This window comes from Pseudomonas sp. McL0111 (assembly GCF_052567255.1).
Map to the genome: position 1 here is coordinate 2,342,159 of NZ_CP199585.1, position 19,053 is coordinate 2,361,211.

General features: G+C 60.4%; 20 protein-coding genes. 15 read left to right on the forward strand and 5 right to left on the reverse strand.

Translation table 11 applies throughout. The features are described from left to right. Window positions 1–16 precede the first annotated feature (16 nt). The 3 genes from mpl to ACTWLJ_RS10660 are packed head-to-tail and all read left to right on the forward strand — an operon-like array spanning window position 17 to window position 2,287. Window positions 17–1,366 (forward strand): UDP-N-acetylmuramate:L-alanyl-gamma-D-glutamyl-meso-diaminopimelate ligase, encoded by a 1,350-nt coding sequence (gene mpl / locus ACTWLJ_RS10650; protein ID WP_401215500.1) that lies wholly within the window; start codon window positions 17–19, stop codon window positions 1,364–1,366. Beyond that, window positions 1,363–2,010 carry a flavin prenyltransferase UbiX gene (ubiX, locus tag ACTWLJ_RS10655; RefSeq protein ID WP_187678807.1) on the forward strand — a complete coding sequence of 216 codons (648 nt, stop codon included), beginning with the start codon at window positions 1,363–1,365 and terminating at the stop codon, window positions 2,008–2,010. Before mpl ends, ubiX begins: the two co-directional genes overlap by 4 nt. Continuing rightward, window positions 2,003–2,287: a YceK/YidQ family lipoprotein gene (locus tag ACTWLJ_RS10660; protein ID WP_401215506.1), complete on the forward strand. Its 285-nt coding sequence runs from the start codon at window positions 2,003–2,005 to the stop codon at window positions 2,285–2,287. The genes ubiX and ACTWLJ_RS10660 overlap by 8 nt, the downstream gene beginning before the upstream one ends. Window positions 2,288–2,404: 117 nt before the next feature. Here ACTWLJ_RS10660 and ACTWLJ_RS10665 read toward each other — a convergent pair whose 3' ends face one another. The 3 genes from ACTWLJ_RS10665 to ACTWLJ_RS10675 all read right to left on the reverse strand — a co-directional run bounded on the left by ACTWLJ_RS10665 (window position 2,405) and on the right by ACTWLJ_RS10675 (window position 5,367). Then, entirely contained in the window at window positions 2,405–3,046 is a 642-nt protein-coding gene (locus ACTWLJ_RS10665; protein WP_445180781.1) for an oxidoreductase, read from the reverse strand. 27 nt (window positions 3,047–3,073) lie between these two features. Beyond that, window positions 3,074–4,801, reverse strand: a complete 1,728-nt coding sequence (locus ACTWLJ_RS10670) for a C13 family peptidase (protein ID WP_445180782.1) — start codon at window positions 4,799–4,801, stop codon at window positions 3,074–3,076. A gap of 110 nt (window positions 4,802–4,911) precedes the next feature. Then, a complete protein-coding gene (locus tag ACTWLJ_RS10675) occupies window positions 4,912–5,367 on the reverse strand; it encodes a MaoC family dehydratase (protein ID WP_445180783.1) in 456 nt (151 codons plus the stop codon). A gap of 181 nt (window positions 5,368–5,548) precedes the next feature. Between ACTWLJ_RS10675 and ACTWLJ_RS10680 the strand changes: the two genes are divergently transcribed. The 3 genes from ACTWLJ_RS10680 to ACTWLJ_RS10690 are packed head-to-tail and all read left to right on the forward strand — an operon-like array spanning window position 5,549 to window position 7,228. Further along, window positions 5,549–5,911, forward strand: coding sequence for a CidA/LrgA family protein (locus ACTWLJ_RS10680; RefSeq protein ID WP_401215514.1), 363 nt, complete (start codon window positions 5,549–5,551; stop codon window positions 5,909–5,911). Continuing rightward, window positions 5,911–6,627: an LrgB family protein gene (locus ACTWLJ_RS10685; protein WP_401215517.1), complete on the forward strand. Its 717-nt coding sequence runs from the start codon at window positions 5,911–5,913 to the stop codon at window positions 6,625–6,627. The genes ACTWLJ_RS10680 and ACTWLJ_RS10685 overlap by 1 nt, the downstream gene beginning before the upstream one ends. A 10-nt stretch (window positions 6,628–6,637) precedes the next feature. Continuing rightward, entirely contained in the window at window positions 6,638–7,228 is a 591-nt protein-coding gene (locus ACTWLJ_RS10690) for an LON peptidase substrate-binding domain-containing protein (protein WP_445180784.1), read from the forward strand. Between the two features lie 43 nt (window positions 7,229–7,271). Here the strand turns inward: ACTWLJ_RS10690 and ACTWLJ_RS10695 are convergent, their stop codons facing one another. Next, the gene (locus ACTWLJ_RS10695; RefSeq protein ID WP_445180785.1) at window positions 7,272–8,588 is read right to left on the reverse strand and encodes a bifunctional DedA family/phosphatase PAP2 family protein; all 1,317 of its coding nucleotides are present in this window, start codon (window positions 8,586–8,588) and stop codon (window positions 7,272–7,274) included. 126 nt (window positions 8,589–8,714) lie between these two features. Next, on the reverse strand, window positions 8,715–9,413 hold the full coding sequence (locus tag ACTWLJ_RS10700; RefSeq protein ID WP_445180786.1) for a DNA-3-methyladenine glycosylase: 699 nt from the start codon (window positions 9,411–9,413) through the stop codon (window positions 8,715–8,717). Window positions 9,414–9,590: 177 nt separating this feature from the next. Here ACTWLJ_RS10700 and ACTWLJ_RS10705 point away from each other — a divergent pair, with 177 nt between their 5' ends. From ACTWLJ_RS10705 to ACTWLJ_RS10745, 9 genes are all read left to right on the forward strand, one after another. Beyond that, a complete protein-coding gene (locus ACTWLJ_RS10705; protein WP_445180787.1) occupies window positions 9,591–10,862 on the forward strand; it encodes a glutamate-5-semialdehyde dehydrogenase in 1,272 nt (423 codons plus the stop codon). Continuing rightward, a complete protein-coding gene (nadD, locus tag ACTWLJ_RS10710) occupies window positions 10,831–11,553 on the forward strand; it encodes a nicotinate-nucleotide adenylyltransferase (RefSeq protein WP_445180788.1) in 723 nt (240 codons plus the stop codon). The genes ACTWLJ_RS10705 and nadD overlap by 32 nt, the downstream gene beginning before the upstream one ends. Before the next feature lie 72 nt (window positions 11,554–11,625). Further along, window positions 11,626–12,120 carry a ribosome silencing factor gene (rsfS, locus tag ACTWLJ_RS10715; RefSeq protein ID WP_401221366.1) on the forward strand — a complete coding sequence of 165 codons (495 nt, stop codon included), beginning with the start codon at window positions 11,626–11,628 and terminating at the stop codon, window positions 12,118–12,120. 9 nt (window positions 12,121–12,129) lie between these two features. Next, window positions 12,130–12,597, forward strand: a complete 468-nt coding sequence (rlmH, locus tag ACTWLJ_RS10720) for a 23S rRNA (pseudouridine(1915)-N(3))-methyltransferase RlmH (protein ID WP_003185785.1) — start codon at window positions 12,130–12,132, stop codon at window positions 12,595–12,597. A 10-nt stretch (window positions 12,598–12,607) separates the two neighbouring features. Further along, window positions 12,608–14,497 carry a penicillin-binding protein 2 gene (mrdA, locus tag ACTWLJ_RS10725; protein WP_401221363.1) on the forward strand — a complete coding sequence of 630 codons (1,890 nt, stop codon included), beginning with the start codon at window positions 12,608–12,610 and terminating at the stop codon, window positions 14,495–14,497. 38 nt (window positions 14,498–14,535) lie between these two features. Next, window positions 14,536–15,639, forward strand: a complete 1,104-nt coding sequence (gene rodA, locus ACTWLJ_RS10730; RefSeq protein WP_401221368.1) for a rod shape-determining protein RodA — start codon at window positions 14,536–14,538, stop codon at window positions 15,637–15,639. Window positions 15,640–15,656: 17 nt separating this feature from the next. Beyond that, window positions 15,657–16,667, forward strand: a complete 1,011-nt coding sequence (gene mltB / locus ACTWLJ_RS10735) for a lytic murein transglycosylase B (RefSeq protein ID WP_401221360.1) — start codon at window positions 15,657–15,659, stop codon at window positions 16,665–16,667. Next, on the forward strand, window positions 16,667–17,677 hold the full coding sequence (locus ACTWLJ_RS10740; protein WP_445180789.1) for a septal ring lytic transglycosylase RlpA family protein: 1,011 nt from the start codon (window positions 16,667–16,669) through the stop codon (window positions 17,675–17,677). The genes mltB and ACTWLJ_RS10740 overlap by 1 nt, the downstream gene beginning before the upstream one ends. A gap of 182 nt (window positions 17,678–17,859) precedes the next feature. Continuing rightward, window positions 17,860–19,017: a D-alanyl-D-alanine carboxypeptidase family protein gene (locus ACTWLJ_RS10745; RefSeq protein ID WP_445180790.1), complete on the forward strand. Its 1,158-nt coding sequence runs from the start codon at window positions 17,860–17,862 to the stop codon at window positions 19,015–19,017. Window positions 19,018–19,053: the final 36 nt, after the last annotated feature.

Genomic DNA, 19,053 nt, shown 5'->3' on the forward strand with positions numbered 1-19,053 from the left:
TTTTACGAGGTCGACTATGCACATTCATATTCTGGGTATTTGCGGGACTTTCATGGGCTCGATGGCGGTTCTGGCCAAAGAGCTGGGTCATCACGTGACGGGCTCCGATGCCAACGTCTATCCGCCAATGAGCACTCAACTGGAAGCCCAGGGCATTCAGCTGACTCAGGGTTACGACCCGGCGCAGCTTGATCCGGCGCCGGATCTGGTGGTGATCGGCAACGCCATGTCCCGTGGCAATCCGGCGGTGGAATATGTGCTGAACAAAGGCCTGCCGTACGTCTCCGGCCCGCAGTGGCTGGCCGATCATGTGCTGCAAGGTCGCTGGGTGCTGGCGGTTGCCGGTACGCATGGCAAAACCACCACCAGCAGCATGCTCGCTTGGGTGCTGGAACACGCGGGCATGAGCCCGGGCTTCCTGATCGGCGGCGTGCCGCAAAACTTCTCCGTTTCGGCACGTCTGGGCGGCACGCCGTTTTTCGTGATCGAGGCTGACGAGTACGACAGCGCGTTCTTCGACAAACGCTCGAAATTCGTTCACTACCGTCCGCGCACCGCGATCCTCAACAATCTTGAGTTCGATCACGCCGACATCTTCCCCGATCTGCCAGCTATCGAGCGTCAATTTCACCACTTGGTGCGCACCATCCCGAGTGAAGGCCTGGTGATCCACCCGACCACCGAACCTGCGTTGCAGCGCGTGATCGAGATGGGTTGCTGGACCCCGGTGCAAACCACCGGCGTCGGCGGTCAATGGCAAGTCAAACTGCTGAGCGCCGATGGTTCGGCGTTCGAAGTGATGTTCGAAGGCGTGTCGCAAGGCACCGTCGAGTGGGAGTTGACCGGTCAGCACAACGTCGCCAACGCCTTGGCTGCCCTCGCGGCGGCGCGGCATGTTGGCGTGGTGCCATCAATGGGTATCGCCGGGTTGAGCGCGTTCAAGAACGTCAAACGCCGGATGGAGAAAGTCGCCGAAGTGCGCGGCATCACCATCTATGACGACTTCGCCCACCATCCGACTGCCATCGCCACCACCCTCGACGGTCTGCGCAAACGCATTGGTGATGCGCCGTTGATCGCGATCATCGAACCGCGCTCCAACTCGATGAAGCTCGGCGCTCACCGCGACGGCTTGCCGGACAGTGTGGTCGATGCCGATCAGGTGATTTGGTACGCGCCGGCCAACCTCGGTTGGGACTTGGCTGGCACTGCGGCGCTGTGCACCGTGCCGTCGATTGTCAGCGATTCGCTGGAAGGCATCATCGAACGCGTGAAAAGCCAGGCGCAGCCCGGCACTCACGTGGTGATCATGAGCAACGGCGGCTTCGGCGGCCTGCACGGCAAACTCGCCGAGGCGCTGCAATGAACACTCGTTTGGAGAGCAATGGCCCGGAACGCATCACGCTGGCGATGACTGGCGCTTCCGGCGCCCAGTACGGTTTGCGTCTGCTCGATTGTCTGGTGCGTGAAGATCGCGAGGTGCATTTCCTGATCTCCAAGGCTGCGCAATTGGTCATGGCTACCGAGACTGACGTCACGCTGCCGCCCAAACCGCAAATGATGCAGGCGTTCCTCACCGAATACACCGGCGCTGCCGCCGGGCAGATTCGCGTGTACGGCAAGGAAGACTGGATGTCGCCGGTTGCCTCGGGTTCCGGGGCGCCAGCGGCAATGGTAGTGGTGCCGTGCTCGACCGGCACGCTCTCGGCGATCGCGACCGGCGCCTGCAACAACCTGATCGAACGCGCCGCCGACGTCACGCTGAAAGAGCGCCGCCAGTTGATTCTGGTGCCGCGTGAAGCGCCGTATTCGAGCATTCATCTGGAGCACATGCTCAAGCTGTCGAACATGGGCGTGACCATTCTGCCTGCCTCGCCGGGCTTCTATCATCAGCCACAGACCATCGATGATCTGATCGATTTCGTGGTGGCGCGGATTCTCAATTTGCTGGGTATTCCTCAGGACATGTTGCCGCGTTGGGGCGAGCATCATCTGAGCAGTGATGAATAAGCTGCTGTTGATCCTGCTGGCGTTGCAACTGACTGGATGCGCCACGGCGCGGACGCTCGATGCGGCCAAGCCTGGGGCGCCGGTGGTGTATGCGGGGACACGACTGGATTTGTATGTGATGAATGGCGGTTGTTGCCCGAAGGATCGCTTCGGCGCTGAGGCGCCGGGTTATCCGGGAGTGGACCTGCCGGCCAGTGCTTTGCTCGATACGCTGCTGTTGCCGTTGTCGCTGCTGACAGTGATTGGCGTGAGCTATCAGGCAACTGGCGGATTGTAGGGGAGTGCTGCGCACTCCGTTCGCGGGCAAGCCACGCTCCCACAGGTTTTGTGTTGTATGCGGTACCACTGTGGGAGCGGGCTTGCCCGCGAAGAGGCCAGCTCAGTCACTACAAGATTATTTGCCTAACTTGCGCAGTTCATCCGACTCAACCACCCGCACCCCATCCTGTTCTTCCAACGCCAGACGCCACATCGCGCGGGCCAGTTGGCAGGCTTCGATGCCGCGGTATTTACCGGGAATCAGTTTTGAGAACGGTGCAGCGAGCTGCTCGCTCAGACGTGGTTCTGTGCGTTCCCCGAGCAACAGCGAAGGTCGGCAGATGGTCAGTTGCGGCCAGTCCTGCGCGCGCAATGCCTCTTCCATCTCGCCTTTGACCCGGTTGTAGAAAATTGATGATTTCGGATCGGCGCCCAATGCGCTGATCACGATCAGGTGCCGCGCGCCCATCTCCCGCGCACGTTTGGCGAAGGCCACGACCATGTCCAGATCAACCGCACGAAACGCTTGTTCCGAACCTGCCTGTTTGATGGTGGTGCCGAGGCAGCAATAGGCGATATCGACACGACCATTGAGTTGCGGCAGAAAAACCTGTGGATCACCAACCGGGTTTTCCAGGTGCGGATGTTCCGCCAGCGGCCGGCGCGAAGGGGCGAGGACGCGGGTGATCGTCGGCTCGTTGAGCAGACGGTCGAGCAGATGCTCGCCGGTCAGTCCGGTGGCACCGGCTAGCAAGATGTGCTGAGGCGTCAAGTACATGGTGTCTCTCCCTTGATACTGTTCAGCTTAGTTGCTGTTTGTCGCTCCGTCGTTCAACGCAGCACTTTGCAAAGCTTTTTTGGCTTGTTGTTTACGCAACAGTTGCCAGTGCGCCAGCACGGTTTTCGGCGCCCAGATCTGCGGCTCCGAGGCTTCGAAATTGTCCGCCAGTTCGCGCTCGGCCACGGTGGCCTTGGCCAGTTTGAAGGCTTGCTCCAGGTCGTCGGTCTGGTTCAGTGCTTGTGCAAACAGCGCATCACCGAAGTAGGTGAAGTCGGCTTCTTCCGAGCAGCCAAACGAAACACGATCGGCGCGTGAGGCGGTCATGATCAGGGTGCGTTCGTCTTTCAGTGCCGGAATGAAACCACCGGAGTAGCAAGACGAAATCACGATGATCTTGTCGCGGTTTTTCAGTGGGGCCAGTACGGCGGCGAGTTCGTCGGCGGGCAGGTCGGCCAGTTCCATGCGTGGCTGGTCGAGTACCAGTTCATGTTCGGCAGTGCCGTGGCTGGTCAGGTAGATAAACAGCAAGTCTTCCGGGCCGCTGCGTTCGGCCAGCGTTTGTGCGGCGCGGCGCAGGTTTTCCCGGGTAGCCATCGGCCGGTCGGTGAGGTGGTCGCGGTGGTTGACCAGACGAATCTGGCCATACGCGCCGAAACGGCTGGCGAGCATGTTGGCGACGTAATCCGATTCGCGCAGGAACACACTCTGCTTGCCGTCGCCTCCCAATGTCAGAGTGTAAAGTTCCACCGCCGGGGTCGAGGCTGGCACAGCGGCCAGTGCTTCATTGAGCAAGCGACCTTGGGCGAGCAAGCCGAGTTCGAGAGTGTCCGGGAGCAATTTGCCGTCGGCATCGCGAACGCGCTGCCCATTGATCCAGGTGCCGCTGAGCACCGTGCCGTCGGTCAGCACCAGAACGCCGCGTCCGCTATAGGCGTCGTTGTCGAACTGGCCGATATAGAAGCTGCCATCCGGCAGGTTCAAACGGCCCTGACCGCTGAAGCGCCAGTCGCTGAAGTTACCGATGTAATGGCTGCCGTCGGCGCCGATCAGTTCGCCCTTGCCGGTCAGCGCGCCTTCCTTGAACTGGCCGAGCCATACGTCGCCATCGGCGTTTTCGTAGCGGCCCTTGCCGTGCAGTTGGTTGTTCTTGAAGCCGCCGACATAGATGTCGCCGTCGGCACTGTTGTAAGTGCCGTTGCCTTCCAGTTGACCGTTGACGAAGTGCCCGGTGAACGAGTTGCCGCTGGCGTCGCCGCGCTGGCCTTCACCGTTGGGTTTGCCGTGGGCGAACTGGCCCTGATAGGAGCTGCCGTCGTCCATTTCCAGACGACCAAGCCCGGAATACTGGTCGGATTTGAACTCGCCACGGTAGGTCATGGCGTTTTCTTTCAGCGTGCCTTCGCCATCGCGTCGGCCCAGCTTGAAACCGCCGGTGTAGCTGCCGGCGTTGGTGGTCAGGCTGCCCTGACCGTCGAACAGTCCTTGCTGGAACTGGCCGCGATAGACCTCGCCATTGCTGCCATGCCATTCGCCCTGACCATGCCATTGACCCTTGTCGAACTGCCCGGCATACCAACTGCCATTGGGATAGTCGACGCGCCCCTGGCCTTGCAGCAAGCCATTGACCAGTTCGCCGCGATAGCGTCCGCCGTCCGGCAGCCGTGCGTCCGGAGGCAACAGCGATTCGCCGTCGCCGCAAGCGGTGAGCAACAGGGTCAGGGCAATCGGGGCTAGAGAGGCGAGTGAGCGCATAGCGGGTTCCGGGCAATTAGGCGACCGAGTATGCCGTAGCTATGTGACCTAATACAGCCGGGAACAAGCAGCGGATGCGAAACAGCGTGAGCCGCTTCGCATCCCGACGCTTAAACGAAGCAGAGCGACAGCGGTTCTGCGATGTAGGCCGGTTTGTCCGAGCCTTCTATCTCAAGCGTTGCGGTGGCCTTGAGCAGCCACTGACCAGGTTTTTTCTCGGTCACTTCACCGAGATCGACCTTGAGTCGGACTTTGGAGTTGACCTTCACTGGCTGGATGAAGCGCACGCTGTCCAGACCGTAATTGACCACCATCTTCACGCCTTCCGGCAGAACGAGGATGTCTTCCATCAGTTTCGGCATCAGTGACAGCGACAGGAAACCGTGGGCAATGGTGCTGCCAAATGGCGTTTGCGCGGCTTTGACCGGATCGACGTGAATGAACTGATAATCCCCGGTGGCTTCGGCGAACAGGTTGATACGCTCCTGATCGATGGTGAGCCATTCGGAACGTCCGAGTTCCTTGCCGACATAATCTTTGAGCTCTGCAACTGGAACATAGGGCATTGAGACTCTCCTTGGGTTCATCGGTTTTATAGTTTTTCAGGTGGGGGATTTGACCGCCCTGCGAACCACTGTAGATCAACATGGCGAGTTGCTCCGGTCAACCGACCATGCTTTTGGCGAATGCCGATCCATAGCGCAGGCGTGCTTATAATGCCGGGCGCTTTTTTTTGGGGGATGTCGGATGTTGTTACGTGGCCTGACCATGCTGGTGCTGTTTCAATTGCTCGGCACCGCGCTCAACCACTTGCTGCTGCCAGTGCTGCCGGGGCCGATCATCGGCTTGCTGCTGTTGCTGGTGTTCCTGATCGTGCGTGGTGAAGTCGGCGAACCGCTGAACCTTGCCGCCGGCAGTCTGCTGCGTTATCTGCCGTTGTTGCTGGTGCCGCCAGCGGTGGGCGTGATGGTTTATGCCAAGGACATTGCTGCCGATTTCTGGGCGATTACCGGCGCGCTGGTGCTGTCGTTGATTCTGTCGATGGCCTTCGCCGGCGTGCTGATGCAGCGCATGGTCAAGCGTCATGCCCGCCGCTCGGAGGAGTCCTGATGCTCTTCGACTGGCAAGGGGCCTGGGCCTCGGTTATCCATCACCCATTGTTCGGCATCGGCATCACCCTCGGCGCTTATCAACTGGTGCTGGCGGCATTCGAGAAAACCCGCTGGATCTTTCTGCAACCGGTGCTGGTCTCCATGCTGTTGGTGATCGGCGTTCTGCTCGGCTGCGGCCTGACATATGCGGAGTACCGCAAGAGCACCGAAATCCTCAGCATTCTGCTGGGACCTGCGACGGTCGCGCTGGCGGTGCCGCTGTATCTGAACCTGCGACGCATCCGCCAATTGTTCTGGCCGATTTTTACTACGCTGGTGATAGGTGGCGTGGTGGCGACGGGCATGGGCGTAGCGCTGGGCTGGTCGTTCGGCGCCGAGCACATGATTCTGATGACCATGGCACCCAAGTCGGTGACCTCACCGATTGCCATGCTGGTGGCCGAGCAGATCGGTGGTGTGGCGGCACTGGCGGCGGTGTTTGTGCTGATCACCGGGGTGATCGGCGCGATCTTCGGTCCGGCGCTGCTGACCCGTCTCGGCGTGCACAGCCCGGAAGCACGCGGCATGGCACTGGGCATGACCGCGCATGCGGTCGGTACTTCGGTGGCGTTGCAGGAAAGTGATGAGTGCGGTGCCTTCGCGGCGCTGGCAATGAGTTTGATGGGCGTGGCCACGGCAGTGTTCCTGCCGTTGGCGGTGTCGATGGTGGTGTAAGGAAATGACTATGAGTCTGCCGCTTTTTCCGCTGAACACAGTGCTGTTTCCCGGCTGTAACCTCGATTTGCAGATCTTCGAGGCGCGTTACCTCGACATGATCGGCCGCTGCATGAAGCAGGGCGGCGGTTTTGGCGTGGTGTGCATTCTGGACGGCGCCGAGGTTGGTGCTGCACCGGAAGGCTTTGCGCTGGTCGGGTGCGAAGCGAAGATCATCGACTTCCAGCAGCAGGACAATGGCCTGCTTGGGATTCGTGTGCAGGGCGGACGGCGCTTCAATGTGCTGCGCACCGAAGTGCAACGCGATCAGTTGATCCTCGCCGACGTCGATTGGCTCGACGAAGAGCCAGAGCAACCGTTGCAGGATGAAGACGCTGATCTGGTGGCGTTGCTCAAGGCCTTGGCCGAGCATCCAATGGTCGAGGCGCTGAACATGGGCATCGAGGCGCATGGGCAGCAGTCACTGGCGAACCAGTTGGCGTACCTGCTGCCGTTTGCCGAGGAAGACAAGATCGACCTGCTGCAAACCGATGATCCGCAACGGCGACTGGATGCGATTCAGGCGCTGCTCGACGAGTTGCAAGGTGAACTCTTCGCCTGAGCTACCTATGCAGAGGGGGTCAAGCTCTCTGCATGGGTAATCTTCAATAGGCGTAACGCAACATCGTATGCGGCAAATGCCTGAACACGAAGAAGCTGAACATCAGCAACAGCGCCGGCAGAATCAGCCACCAGATTTTGACGGGCATGGCATTGAGTGGCGTCTTGCGCTGGCTCAACCACAGGCTCGCCGCACATACACACGCTGCCAGCATAGTGCCGGCGATGACATCCGTCGGCCAGTGCGCGCCAAGATAGACCCGCGACAGGGCAATCGACAGCGCCGGAATACACGCGAGCAACAGCCAGGTCAGACGCATCCGTGGCGGTTGACCGCGTCCGGCAAGCACCGCCAGGCTCAGAAACAACGCAAACGATCCCGAGGCGTGACCGCTGGGCATGCTGTAGCTGGTCAGTGGATCGGTCAGTACTTCCGGACGTACCCGGGCGAAAAACTGTTTGGTCGCGGTGTTGGCCAGTGCAGTAACGAGCAAGGTCCCGCCGACGAAAATCGCCTGACGCCATTGCCGCGTCAGCAATAACAAAGCGGTGAGCAGGATGCTGAACATCAGCATGTTGCGGAACTCTCCGATCAGCGTCAGCGTGACCGCGATTTCATCCAGCATTGGCCCACGATGCTCTTGCACCAGCGTCATCACGCCTTGATCGAGCGCGGTCAAGTGCGGATAGCCGATGAACAGACCGATCAGAATCAACAGGCTCATGCTGCTGATCCACAGAGTTGCCCGGCGATGCTGGCGCATGCTGCTGTTGACGCTCAGACCGACCATCACCGCGATAGCCCCGGCGACAATACCCGCCTCAAGCCAGAAACCTTCCGGCAATGGCAGGCGAATCGCCGCCCCGGTGGCCCAGCCCGGCAGCAGGTAGGCGACACTCCATCCGGCCCCGGCCAGCAGGCTGACGGCGGCGAAACGCGGGAAGGGCATGTCGCACATCCCGGCGACCATCGGCAGCATCGGCCGCAGCGGACCGATAAAGCGTCCAACCAACAGGCTGGCGATACCATAGCGCTGGAAATAGCTTTCGGCCCCGGCCATCCATTCCGGATGATGGCGCAGCCCCGGCAGTCGACGGATGTTCTGATGGAAGTGGCGGCCGAGGAAGTACGAAATCACATCGCCGAGAATCCCGCCGAGAAAACCCAGCAACAGGGTTTCGCTCAACGATAACGCACCGCTGCCGGCCAGCACGGCGACGGCAAACAGCAACACCGTGCCGGGCACGATCAATCCGGCAATCGCCAGACACTCCACGCAGGCGATGATGAACACCGCCGCTGCCAGCCACTGCGGATTGGCTGCCAGCCACCCGGTCACGCTATCGAGCCATGGGCCCATACAAACAACTCCATCAAATCCAAATAGGCCCATGTAGGAGCGAGCCTGCTCGCGAAAACGTCGTGTCAGGCGACATGGCTGTCACTGGCCGATTGCATTCGCGAGCAAGCTCGCTCCCACAGGGTTTCAGGGCAGTACAAAATAATCGCGTCCTTCGACCTGACCCCGGCGCAGCGGGTTCTGCGTACACCACTGAGCGTAGGCGGCATCGACGAAGCGGTACATCAGGTGTTCATCACGGCCATGGGGTATCCCCAGTCGCGTCGTTTGAATGATGTGCGACGGTGCAGGCCCGGCATCTTCCACCAGCAGCAGTTCATGATCAAAGCGCTTGGCATCCCACATCGGCACCTTCAGCCCGAGCGACTTGCACAGCAGAGTCTGACCGGCACACAGTTTTTGCGACGGGCGTGGTCGACCCTGAGCGTCAGGATTGTTCAGCAGCATTTGCGCCAGGCTCGCCGGGCCGCTGATTTCATCGACCCACGGGTAGGCGGACTTGATCAGCACCGCATTGCCTGGGCCTTGCGCGCTGAAGTTCAGCGAATCACCGCCACGGGCGTAATACATATAAATGTGCCCGCCATCCAGAAACAAAGCCTTACGCTTTTCTGTGTAGCCGAGCGAGGCGTGGCTGCCTTTTTCTGCGCAGTAATAGGCTTCGGTTTCGATAATTCGAGCGCTCAGCCATAAATCGCCGACCCGATGACGAATGATTTTGCCGAGCAGATCCTGCGCCAGAACTTGTGCGTCACGGTCGAAAAAAGCGTCCGGGAGCCCGATTGGCAGGCGCGGGGCAGCGGCGCGAACGTTCAGATTGGGCATGGCAGACGATGTTTATCCAGACGAAGGAGGTCGTGATGATAACAATGCGCAGCTTAATTACGCCTGAACGCCGCTAAATCACCCTCCATTTCGACCATCCGCCCGTCACCGCTGTTAGTCCCGGGACGCGACAGCTATAATCTGCCGCTTTCCTCTTTGCCAAGACCCCAGCAGACCATGACTGAGTCCGTTCTTGACTACATGACCCGATTGGGTCGCGCCGCCCGCGAAGCCTCCCGGGTCATCGGCCGTGCCAGCACCGCGCAGAAAAACCGCGCCTTGCAGGCTGCTGCCAATGCTCTGGACGCTGCTCGCGCCGAGCTGGCCGCAGCCAATGAACAGGATCTGGCCGCCGGTCGCGCCAATGGTCTGGAGCCGGCACTGCTGGAACGTCTGGAACTGACCCCGGCGCGCATCGACGGGATGATCGTCGGTCTGCGTCAGGTCGCAGCGCTGCCGGACCCGGTCGGCGCCATTCGCGACATGAGCTTCCGTCCGTCGGGGATTCAGGTCGGCAAGATGCGCGTGCCGCTGGGCGTGATCGGGATCATCTACGAGTCCCGTCCCAACGTGACCATCGACGCCGCCAGCCTGTGCCTGAAGTCCGGCAACGCCACCATCCTGCGCGGCGGTTCCGAGGCGATTCACTCCAACCGTGCGATTGCCGCGTGCATCCAGCGTGGTCTGGCCGAGGCCGAATTGCCCGCCGCCGTGGTGCAAGTGGTCGAAACCACTGACCGTGCCGCCGTCGGCGCGCTGATCACCATGCCCGAGTACGTCGATGTGATCGTGCCGCGCGGTGGCCGTGGCCTGATCGAGCGCGTCAGCCGTGACGCCCGCGTGCCGGTGATCAAGCATCTGGACGGCATTTGCCACGTTTACGTGAGTGCCCACGCCGATCTGCAGAAAGCCGAAAACATTGCCTTCAACGCCAAGACCTATCGCTACGGTATCTGCGGCGCGATGGAGACGTTGCTGGTCGATCGAACTGTTGCCAAGGATTTCCTGCCGTCGATGGCGGCGCGGTTCCGCGAAAAAGGCGTCGAACTGCGTGGCTGCGAGCGCACCCGGGCGATCATCGATGCCGTACCGGCCAGCGAAGACGACTGGAACACCGAGTATCTGGCACCGATCCTGTCGATTCGCGTGGTCGACGGGCTGGACCAGGCGATCGAACACATCAATCATTACGGCTCGCACCATACCGATTCGATTGTCAGCGAAAACCTCGCCGACACCCGACGGTTCGTGGCGGAAGTCGATTCGGCATCGGTGATGATCAACACCCCGACCTGCTTCGCCGATGGCTTTGAATACGGATTGGGTGCCGAGATCGGCATTTCTACTGATAAGCTGCACGCCCGTGGCCCGGTTGGCCTCGAAGGACTGACCTGCGAGAAGTACATCGTGGTCGGTGATGGCCAGTTGCGCGGCCAGGCGACGGTCTGACTTGACCGACCTCGACCTGACATCGCCGCTGCCCGGCGCCGAACTCCAGCCCCGCCGTATTGGCGTATTGGGCGGGACGTTTGATCCGGTGCACATCGGCCATTTGCGTGGCGCACTGGAAGTAGCCGAAGCGCTGGCGCTCGACGAGGTGCGCCTGACGCCGAACGCCCGGCCGCCGCATCGCGGTACGCCGCAGGTGTCGGCGCAGGATCGGTTGGCGATGGTCGAGTGCGCGGTGGCCGGAGTGCCGCCGTTGGTAGTGGACGCCCGCGAATTGCAGCGGGACAAACCGTCCTGGACCATTGATACCCTGGAGTTGATGCGTGCCGAAATGGCCGCAGAGACCCAGGTTTTTCTGCTTTTGGGCTGGGACGCATTTTGCGGCCTGCCCACTTGGCATCGCTGGGAGGAATTACTCCAGCATTGCCACATCCTGGTGCTACAGCGCCCGGACGCCGACAGCGAACCGCCGGATGCCTTGCGCAACCTGCTGGCAGCGCGTTCGGTGAGCGACCCGCTGGCCCTGAAAGGGCCGAGCGGACAGATTGCATTCGTCTGGCAGACACCGCTCGCGGTTTCCGCCACCCAGATCCGTCAACTGCTGGCCAGCGGTAAGTCGGTACGTTTCCTGGTGCCCGACGCGGTCCTGGCCTACATCGATGCGCACGATCTATATCGTGCGTCGAACTGAACAAGGCGTGCTTCACTGATACGAATCAACGTGTCTCCAAGCCGCCGAATACATGAGCAAAACGAGTTTTATATGACTGACAAAGACGTAGCTAAAGTAAAGCGCAAAGGCACATTCAAGAGTGCGCCGCTGCCAGAACCGGTCAACACCAACGAGCCGTTGAAAGGTGACGAGCTGGTCAAGCTGGCCGTAGCCGCCCTGGAAGACGTCAAGGCGCAAGACATTCAGATCATTGATGTGCGCGACAAGCAAAGCATCACTGACTACATGATCATTGCGACCGGTACTTCCAACCGCCAGATCAACGCGATGCTCGACAAGGTTCGCGAAGAAGTCAAAAAGCAGGGCGCCAAGCCGCTGGGCGAAGAAGGCAAGGGCGACAGCGACTGGGTGCTCCTCGACCTGGACCTGGTGATCGTGCACATGATGACCGCCTCGGCTCGTCAGTTCTACGACCTGGAACGCCTGTGGGCCGGTGCCGAGCAAAGCCGTGCGGCCGACGCCAAGCACCACAGCCCGGAAAACACCCACGAGCATTTCACCAAGCTCAACAAAGACCAGCTGTAAGGGATTGCTGTGCGACTGCGACTGATCGCCGTCGGTTCACGCATGCCCAAATGGGTGGAAGAAGGCTGGCATGAATATGCCAAGCGTCTTCCGTCCGAGCTGGCGCTGGAACTGGTGGAAATTCCGCTCAATACCCGTGGCAAGAATGCCGACGTGGCCCGCTTCATCCGTCAGGAAGGCGAAGCCATGCTGGCCAAGGTCGGCCCGAACGAGCGGATCGTAACCCTCGAAGTCCATGGCAAGCCCTGGAGCACCGAGCAACTGGCGGTCGAACTCGACCGTTGGCGGCTGGATTCGCGCACGGTCAACTTCATGGTTGGTGGCCCGGAAGGGCTGGCACCGGAAGTCTGTGCGCGGGCTGACCAGCGCTGGTCGTTGTCGCCGCTGACCTTGCCGCATCCGCTGGTGCGAATCCTCATCGGCGAACAGCTGTACCGTGCCTGGACCGTGTTGTCCGGTCACCCTTACCACAAGTAATCCAGCCCTCATGTCTCAGCCGATCCGCATCAAGGACCACGAAAAAGACGCACGTCTGGTGCGTAGCCGCGTCGTGTTCGGGGCCATTGCGATCGTGTTGCTGATCGGTGTGCTGATTGCGCGGCTGTATTTCCTGCAGGTGATTCAGTACGACTATCACTCGACGCTCTCGGAAAACAACCGGGTGCATGTGCAGCCGATTCCGCCGACCCGTGGGTTGATTTTCGACCGCAACGGCGTAGTGGTGGCGGACAACCGCCCAAGCTTCAGCCTGAGCATGACCCGCGAGCGTTCCGGCGACTGGCAGCAGGTGCTCGACGTCATCGTCGAAGTGCTGGAGCTGACGCCCGAGGACCGGGTGATTTTCGAGAAGCGCATGCGTCAGGGGCGCCGGCCGTTTGAGCCGGTGCCGATCCTGTTCGAGCTGACTGAAGAGCAGATCGCCCGCGTCGCGGTGAATCAGTTCCGCCTGCCGGGCGTGGAAGTGGTTGCGCAACTGGTTCGTCACTATCCGCAGGGTGCGCATTTTGCGCATTCGGTGGGTTACATGGGGCGGATCAACGAGAAAGAGCTGAAAAGCCTCGATCCGGTCAATTACAGCGGCACCCATCATATTGGCAAGACCGGCATTGAACGCTTCTACGAGCCGGAATTGCATGGTCAGGTGGGTTACGAGGAAGTCGAGACCAACGCTCGGGGCCGCGTCTTGCGCGTGCTCAAGCGTACCGATCCGATTCCCGGCAAGGACATCGTCCTGAGCCTGGACATCAAATTGCAGGAAGCCGCCGAAGCTGCATTGGGCGGACGGCGTGGCGCCGTGGTGGCGCTGGACCCGAGCACGGGTGAAGTGCTGGCGATGGTCAGCCAACCCAGTTTTGACCCGAACCTGTTCGTCACCGGTATCAGCTTCAAGGCCTACGCCGAGTTGCGTGATTCGATTGATCGACCGTTGTTCAACCGCGTGCTGCGCGGTCTGTATCCGCCGGGTTCGACGATCAAGCCAGCTGTGGCGATTGCCGGGCTCGACTCTGGCGTAGTGACGGCATCGACCCGAGTGTTCGACCCGGGTTACTACATGCTGCCCAACTACGACCACAAATACCGCAACTGGAATCGCACGGGTGACGGCTTCGTCGATCTCGACACGGCGATCATGCGTTCCAACGACACCTACTTTTATGACCTGGCGCACAAGATCGGTATTGATCGGCTGTCGGCCTACATGAACAAGTTCGGCATCGGCCAGAAGGTCTCGCTGGACATGTTCGAAGAGTCGCCCGGGCTGATGCCTTCCCGCGAATGGAAGCGTGCAACCCGCAAACAGGCGTGGTTCCCGGGTGAAACACTGATTCTCGGGATCGGTCAGGGCTACATGCAATCGACTCCGTTGCAACTGGCGCAAGCCACTGCGCTGGTGGCGAACAAAGGCGTGTGGAACCGGCCGCACCTGGCCAAATCCCTCGAAGGGGTGAAACCGGTCGATGAAAACCCGATTCCGGACATTGTCCTGCGCGATCCGTCGGACTGGAACAAGGTCAATCACGGCATGCAGCAGGTAATGCACGGCGCTCGCGGCACTGCACGCAAAGCGGCCATCGGCGCGCAATACCGGATCGCCGGCAAGTCGGGTACGGCGCAAGTCGTTGCGATCAAGCAGGGCGAGAAGTACGACCGCTCCAAGGTGCAGGAGCGCCACCGCGACCACGCCTTGTTTGTCGGGTTTGCCCCGGCCGACAACCCGAAAATCGTGGTGTCGGTGATGGTCGAGAACGGTGAATCCGGTTCCGGCGTCGCCGCGCCAGTCGTGCGTCAGGTCATGGATGCCTGGCTGCTGGATCAAGACGGACGTTTGAAGGCCGAATACGCCGGACCAATCAGTGCGGAGGCTACGGCCCAGTGATGAATAACTTCGATCGCATGCTCTCCAGTGAGGATGTGATGCGCCGCCGCGCGACTCTGCTGCAACGGTTACATATCGATGGACCGTTGCTGATCCTGCTGCTGATTCTCGCGGCAGGCAGCCTGTTCGTGCTGTATTCGGCGAGCGGCAAGAGCTGGGATCTGCTGGCCAAGCAGGCCACTTCGTTCGGTATCGGCCTGGTGTCGATGATCGTCATCGCTCAGCTTGAGCCGCGCTTCATGGCGCGCTGGGTGCCGCTGGGTTATGTGGTCGGGGTGGTGCTGTTGATGGTGGTGGACATCATGGGCCACAACGCCATGGGCGCCACGCGCTGGATCAACATCCCCGGGGTGATCCGCTTCCAGCCCTCGGAATTCATGAAGATCCTGATGCCGGCGACCATCGCCTGGTATCTGTCCAAACGTACTTTGCCGCCGCAGCTCAAACACGTCGGGATCAGCCTGATGCTGATTGGCGTGCCGTTTATTCTGATCGTGCGCCAGCCGGATCTCGGCACCTCGCTGCTGATTCTTGCGGGTGGTGCGTTCGTGCTGTTCATGGGCGGGCTGCGCTGGCGCTGGATTCTCAGCGTGCTGGCCGCCGCTGTACCGGTGGCGGTTGCCATGTGGTTTTTCATCATGCACGACTATCAGAAGCAGCGAATCCTGACCTTTCTCGATCCGGAGAGTGATCCGCTGGGTACCGGCTGGAACATCATTCAGTCCAAGGCTGCCATTGGTTCTGGCGGCGTGTTCGGCAAGGGCTGGCTGCTCGGCACCCAGTCGCACCTGGACTTCCTGCCGGAAAGCCACACCGACTTCATTATTGCGGTACTCGGCGAAGAGTTCGGTCTGGTGGGCATCTGCGCACTGTTGCTGATCTATCTGCTGCTGATTGGCCGGGGGCTGGTGATTACCGCTCAGGCGCAAACGCTGTTCGGTAAATTGCTCGCCGGTTCGTTGACCATGACGTTTTTTGTTTACGTTTTCGTCAACATCGGTATGGTCAGTGGCCTGTTGCCGGTGGTGGGGGTGCCGTTGCCGTTCATTAGCTACGGAGGAACTTCGCTGGTGACACTGCTGTCAGCGTTTGGGGTTTTGATGTCGATCCATACCCATCGCAAGTGGATCGCACAGGTTTGAATAAGGTGAAGAGTTCAATGCAAGTAATGCGTGGCTGGGCGTCTCGATACGCGCCATGGGTCGGCCTGGTAGGCATCCTTGGTAGCGCGCAGGAAGCGCTGGCCGGCGATTACGAAGGTTCGCCGCAGGTGGCCGAGTTCGTCGGTGAAATGACCCGCGACTACGGTTTCGCTGGTGAACAACTGATGGCGGTGTTCCGCGAGGCACAGCGCAAACAGGCGATTCTCGACGCCATTTCGAGGCCCGCCGAGCGGGTCAAACAGTGGAAAGAATACCGTCCGATGTTCCTCACCGATGCGCGCATCGCCCGGGGCGTGGACTTCTGGCGTCAGCACGAGGCCACGCTGGCCCGCGCCGAGCAGGAATACGGTGTGCCGGCACAAGTCATCGTGTCGATCATTGGCGTTGAAACGTTTTTCGGACGTAATACCGGTAATTACCGGGTGATCGATGCCTTGTCGACGCTCGGTTTCGACTATCCTCCCCGTGCCGAATTTTTCCGCAAGGAACTGCGTGAGTTCCTGCTGCTGGCCCGCGAAGAACAGGTCGATCCATTGACCCTCAAAGGCTCTTACGCCGGGGCGATGGGCCTGCCGCAGTTCATGCCGAGCAGTTTCCGCGCCTATGCAGTGGATTTCGACGGTGACGGCCACATCAATATCTGGAACAACCCGGATGATGCGATTGGCAGCGTCGCCAGCTATTTCAAGCGTCACGGCTGGGTTGCCGGCGAGCCGGTGGTCAGTCGGGCGGACGTGCGGGGCGATCAGGTCGACGAAGGTCTGACCACCGGCATCGAGCCGACAAAGACTGTCGGAGAGTTGCGGGCGCTGGGCTGGTCAAGTCATGATGCGCTGCGCGATGATATGCCGGTTACTGCATTTCGCCTCGAAGGCGACAACGGGCCTGAATACTGGATGGGCCTGAAGAACTTTTACGCGATCACGCGTTATAACCGCAGCGTGATGTACGCCATGGCCGTACATCAACTGTCTGAACAGCTGGTACAAGCACGGGGCGTCAAGTAATGCGGGCATTGCCTAACAATAAACCCCTGAAGCTGGTGGCATTTGCTGCGTTGGCAGTATTGGTCGTCAGTTGCTCGACCAGCCGTTCGCCAGCGCCGAAAACATCCTCTACCGCTGTGCGTGCGCAGCCGGGCCTGGACATCAACCGCGCGCACAAAGATGGCGCGCCGTGGTGGGATGTCGATGTTTCGCGCATTCCCGATGCCACGCCGACCCTGCACACCGGGGCTTACAAAGCCAACCCGTATACCGTGCTGGGCAAGACCTATTTCCCGTTGCAGGAATCCAAGACCTACGTCGCCTCCGGCACTGCGTCCTGGTACGGCACCAAGTTTCACGGTCAGAACACCGCCAATGGCGAGGTCTATGACCTGTACGGCATGAGCGCCGCACACAAGACATTACCGCTGCCGAGTTACGTTCGGGTGACCAACCTGGACAACAACAAGAGCGTGATCCTGCGCGTCAACGACCGTGGGCCGTTCTACTCGGACCGCATCATCGATTTGTCCTACGCTGCCGCGAAGAAACTCGGTTACGCCGAAATCGGCACGGCGCGGGTCAAGGTCGAAGGTATCGATCCACAGACCTGGTGGGCAGCGAAGGGCCGTCCGGCGCCTCTGATGCTCAACGAACCGCAAGTCGCGCAGAATAGCGGCCCGGTGATCACCGCTTCGGCGGGCACCGTCGAGCAATGGACCCCGCCGCCGCAGCAACACGCCGCGGCCGTCGTGCCAGTGCAGATCGATGCAAAAAAAAACGCTTCTGCAACAGCGTCTGGCCAGTATCTGCAGGTGGGCGCGTTCGCCAACCCGGACGCTGCAGAACTCCTGAGGTCGAAGCTCAGCGGGATGGTGAGCGCTCCGGTGTTCATCAGTTCGATCGTGCGCAATCAGCAGACCCTGCACCGGGTACGCCTGGGGCCGATCGGTTCGCCGGGTGAAATTGCCCAGGTACAGAACAGCGTGCGCATGGCCAACCTCGGTTCGCCAAGCGTCGTCACAGAGTAAAACGTAGGACTTGATTGACGGTTCACCAGCGATTGGGGGGTGGACCAGGTTGTTGGCTCGTCGAAGAATAAAAGCCCGCAAAGGGTACTGGAGTGAGCAACTGAACACGCGACAGCCCATTAGAAGGCTGTCTGATTAGTTTTGCCTTCGGGCAAGTTTCCATTAGCGATTTCGAGAGACGGATGAACATCACCACCTTTGCCAAACGTTTGTGCCTGCTAGTCCCGCTGCTCATCTCGCCAGCCGCCTTCGCGGTCGAGATGATGCCGTCGCCACCGCAACTGGCCGCCAAAGCCTACGTACTCATGGACGCCAGCAGCGGCAACGTGCTGGTCGAGAACAACGGTGACCAGCGCCTGCCACCGGCCAGCCTGACCAAGCTGATGACCGCGTACATCGCTACGCTGGAAATCCGTCGTGGCCAGATCGGTGAAAACGACCCGGTGACCGTCAGCGAAAACGCTTGGCGCACCGGCGGTTCGCGGATGTTCATCAAAGTCGGCTCGCAGGTGACTGTCAGCGACTTGCTGCACGGCATCATCATCCAGTCCGGCAACGACGCCAGCGTCGCACTATCCGAGCACATCGCCGGTAGCGAAGACGCTTTCGCCGACCTGATGAACAAGACTGTGGCTGATCTGGGCATGACCAATACCCACTTCATGAACCCGACTGGCCTGCCGAACCCGGAGCACTATTCTTCGGCTCACGACATGTCGATTCTGGCTCGCGCAATCATCCACGAAGACCCGGCTCACTACGCGATCTACTCGCAGAAAGAGTTCTTCTGGAACGGCATCAAGCAGCCTAACCGCAACCTGCTGCTGTGGCGCGACAAGACCGTTGACGGTCTGAAAACCGGTCACACCGACGAAGCCGGCTATTGCATGGTGTCTTCGGCTGTACGTGATGGCATGCGTCTGATTGCTGTGGTGTTCGGCACCAACAGCGAAGTGGCTCGCGCCGCCGAGACCCAAAAGCTGCTGACTTACGGTTTCCGCTTCTTCGAAACCCAGACCTTCTATCAGAAGGGCACCGAACTGGCGCAAGCGCCGGTCTGGAAAGGCACCACCAATCAAGTCAAGGCCGGCCTGGCTGAAGACCTGACCATGACCCTGCCAAAAGGCCAGCTGAAAAAGCTCGCTGCCAGCATGACCATGAACCCGCAACTGACCGCGCCAATCGCCAAGGGCGACGTGATCGGTAAAGTCGAAGTGAAACTGGACGACAAGGTAGTGCACAGCGCTGACCTGATCGCTCTGGACGCTGTCGAGGAGGGTGGTATCTTCCGTCGCATGTGGGATAGCATCCGTCTATTCTTCTACGGCTTGTTCAACTGATTCAGCGTTGACCCGCATGGCCCCGTTCCGATCCGG

Bases quoted from the DNA above. Each gene is read 5' to 3' on its own strand.
- mltB (WP_401221360.1), top strand. From the start codon at position 15,657: ATGCAAGTAATGCGTGGCTGGGCGTCTCGATACGCGCCATGGGTCGGC.
- ACTWLJ_RS10745 (WP_445180790.1), top strand. From the start codon at position 17,860: ATGAACATCACCACCTTTGCCAAACGTTTGTGCCTGCTAGTCCCGCTG.
- ACTWLJ_RS10660 (WP_401215506.1), top strand. From the start codon at position 2,003: ATGAATAAGCTGCTGTTGATCCTGCTGGCGTTGCAACTGACTGGATGC.
- mpl (WP_401215500.1), top strand. From the start codon at position 17: ATGCACATTCATATTCTGGGTATTTGCGGGACTTTCATGGGCTCGATG.
- ACTWLJ_RS10695 (WP_445180785.1), bottom strand. From the start codon at position 8,588: ATGGGCCCATGGCTCGATAGCGTGACCGGGTGGCTGGCAGCCAATCCG.
- ACTWLJ_RS10740 (WP_445180789.1), top strand. From the start codon at position 16,667: ATGCGGGCATTGCCTAACAATAAACCCCTGAAGCTGGTGGCATTTGCT.
- ACTWLJ_RS10705 (WP_445180787.1), top strand. From the start codon at position 9,591: ATGACTGAGTCCGTTCTTGACTACATGACCCGATTGGGTCGCGCCGCC.
- ACTWLJ_RS10700 (WP_445180786.1), bottom strand. From the start codon at position 9,413: ATGCCCAATCTGAACGTTCGCGCCGCTGCCCCGCGCCTGCCAATCGGG.
- nadD (WP_445180788.1), top strand. From the start codon at position 10,831: ATGGCCAGTTGCGCGGCCAGGCGACGGTCTGACTTGACCGACCTCGAC.
- ubiX (WP_187678807.1), top strand. From the start codon at position 1,363: ATGAACACTCGTTTGGAGAGCAATGGCCCGGAACGCATCACGCTGGCG.
- ACTWLJ_RS10675 (WP_445180783.1), bottom strand. From the start codon at position 5,367: ATGCCCTATGTTCCAGTTGCAGAGCTCAAAGATTATGTCGGCAAGGAA.
- rsfS (WP_401221366.1), top strand. From the start codon at position 11,626: ATGACTGACAAAGACGTAGCTAAAGTAAAGCGCAAAGGCACATTCAAG.
- ACTWLJ_RS10690 (WP_445180784.1), top strand. From the start codon at position 6,638: ATGAGTCTGCCGCTTTTTCCGCTGAACACAGTGCTGTTTCCCGGCTGT.
- rodA (WP_401221368.1), top strand. From the start codon at position 14,536: ATGCGCCGCCGCGCGACTCTGCTGCAACGGTTACATATCGATGGACCG.
- mrdA (WP_401221363.1), top strand. From the start codon at position 12,608: ATGTCTCAGCCGATCCGCATCAAGGACCACGAAAAAGACGCACGTCTG.
- ACTWLJ_RS10685 (WP_401215517.1), top strand. From the start codon at position 5,911: ATGCTCTTCGACTGGCAAGGGGCCTGGGCCTCGGTTATCCATCACCCA.
- ACTWLJ_RS10665 (WP_445180781.1), bottom strand. From the start codon at position 3,046: ATGTACTTGACGCCTCAGCACATCTTGCTAGCCGGTGCCACCGGACTG.
- ACTWLJ_RS10670 (WP_445180782.1), bottom strand. From the start codon at position 4,801: ATGCGCTCACTCGCCTCTCTAGCCCCGATTGCCCTGACCCTGTTGCTC.
- ACTWLJ_RS10680 (WP_401215514.1), top strand. From the start codon at position 5,549: ATGTTGTTACGTGGCCTGACCATGCTGGTGCTGTTTCAATTGCTCGGC.